The following is a 1,764-nucleotide window of genomic DNA, read 5'->3' on the forward strand; positions in this document are numbered from 1 at the left end:
TTGAGTCGCAGAAAAAAACAGGGTAAAAAAGAGCGGACTTTTGATAAGGAAACCAATAATGAATATTAAGGAAAATAGCTATTTTGCAGGCGGTGTAAAGTCACTAGGTTTTAACCAGCACGGACAGGATGTTAGTGTCGGTGTGATGCTTCCGGGCGAGTACACATTTGGTACGCAGGCTCCTGAGCGCATGACAGTCGTTAAAGGTGCTCTCGTGGTGAAACGCGTAGGTGAAGCCGATTGGACAACCTACAGCAGCGGTGAGTCGTTTGATGTTGAAGGTAACTCATCATTTGAGCTGCAAGTGAAAGACGCAACGGCTTCCTTGTGCGACTACCTATAATCGGTACAGCTGCTGAATTGCTTTAAGCCACCTTCGGGTGGCTTTTTTAGTTGCGTAATTTCCTTGAACTGGCGCACGAGATATCGCTTAGAATTCGGTATCTTGGCGCTATTTATGCGCAACTGTGTATATACTTAGTATAAGTACACCCATCAACCAAGGAGGAAGTGATGGCAGTACAACGCAAGCATTCTGATCTCCCTCCTCGCTACGAAGCGAGCGATTTAACGAATGAACAGCGACACCGCTTTACTGAAGTAGCGAACGCGGCGCACAAAAGACGCAAGTTTTACAAACAGGCGATAGAAAAAAGCTTGGTCGGAAAAATGAAGGAGCGAGCTTTTAAGCCAGTGATTGCCCCACAACAAGGAAAACCAAGCCGGGCGCGTCAAGCCTTCTGGTTGATCGTGTTTTTAGCGCTTGGGTTGTGGGCGATGCACTTTTTTGCATAATCGGGCAACTCACAGAGGCTTAGCACGCCTCTGTCATCTCAAGCATTGATTCTTGTTTTTTGCGCAGCTCACCAGCATGAGAACAATGTTCGTAAAACGCGTACTGATTTTTACCCGTGTGTTTCGCGGCATACATCGCTTTGTCTGCGCAGCGGGTAAGCTCTGATAAATCGTTGGCGTCTTGTTTATAGATTGCGGCTCCTACGCTCATCGTCAGCTCATTATAGGTATCGTAGTTTTGATATCCCTTTGGGAACAAATTAACGATGCGATCCAAAATGCCATCTAGGTCTTGTTTACTGCGCACATCGTAAAGCATTAACACGAACTCATCGCCTGCAAAGCGCGCAATGGAGTAGTCATGTTTATCGGTTTTTCGGTCGCTGTTGCGAAGGCTTTTCTTCAATCGAGTTGCAAATGCTTTCAACACTTGGTCGCCAACATCGTGGCCATAGGTGTCGTTGATGTACTTAAAATTGTCGATATCGAGAAAAACCAACGCAGTGACACTGCGTTCGTCTGAGTGGTCAATGTCGTGCAGTTTTGCTCTGGCCCACGTTTCAAAGCTCCAACGATTCGCTAAGCCCGTCAGTTGGTCTAGGTAGGCCAACTCCTCAATCCCTTCTCGGTAAAGGGTTTGAATGTAGCTGACGACTTTTGCGTAGTAGTAGGAGAAGGTATGGCAGACAAAACTGATGGCTATCAAGGTGAACATGAATCGGCGTTCGATCATATCGCCAGTGGCAGGTAAGCCGTCTAAAAACGTAATGCCAAAGAAAACCAAAATAATGTAGGTAGCGCTAAAGAGTAAACCGACTTTGAACTCGTTAATCAAAATGATGGTTGCGACGATGGGGTAGAGCCACAATAACTTTCCGGAGGGCGCATCATTAAAAAGAAGCAGTAATGACCCCTCAAACATGATGACGGCGCTGAGCAGTAAATCGGCATATTTGTGATGCCTTTGTA

At 46.3% G+C, this 1,764-nt stretch carries 3 protein-coding genes; 2 read left to right on the top strand and 1 reads right to left on the bottom strand.

Annotation, left to right across the window (positions count from 1 at the left end):
* The first annotated feature begins 58 nt into the window (after positions 1 to 58).
* A complete protein-coding gene (locus tag R7E47_RS24150; protein WP_318085186.1) occupies positions 59 to 343 on the top strand; it encodes a pyrimidine/purine nucleoside phosphorylase in 285 nt (94 codons plus the stop codon).
* Positions 344 to 513: 170 nt separating this feature from the next.
* On the top strand, positions 514 to 795 hold the full coding sequence (locus R7E47_RS24155; protein WP_005464981.1) for a hypothetical protein: 282 nt from the start codon (positions 514 to 516) through the stop codon (positions 793 to 795).
* A gap of 19 nt (positions 796 to 814) precedes the next feature.
* On the opposite strand, the gene R7E47_RS24160 is transcribed toward R7E47_RS24155, so the two are convergent.
* A partial coding sequence (locus R7E47_RS24160) for a GGDEF domain-containing protein (RefSeq protein WP_318085188.1) occupies positions 815 to 1,764 on the bottom strand: 950 nt, incomplete at its 5' end.

The sequence above is a fragment of the Vibrio sp. Vb1026 genome (assembly GCF_033338745.1).
GTDB lineage: Bacteria > Pseudomonadota > Gammaproteobacteria > Enterobacterales > Vibrionaceae > Vibrio > Vibrio alginolyticus.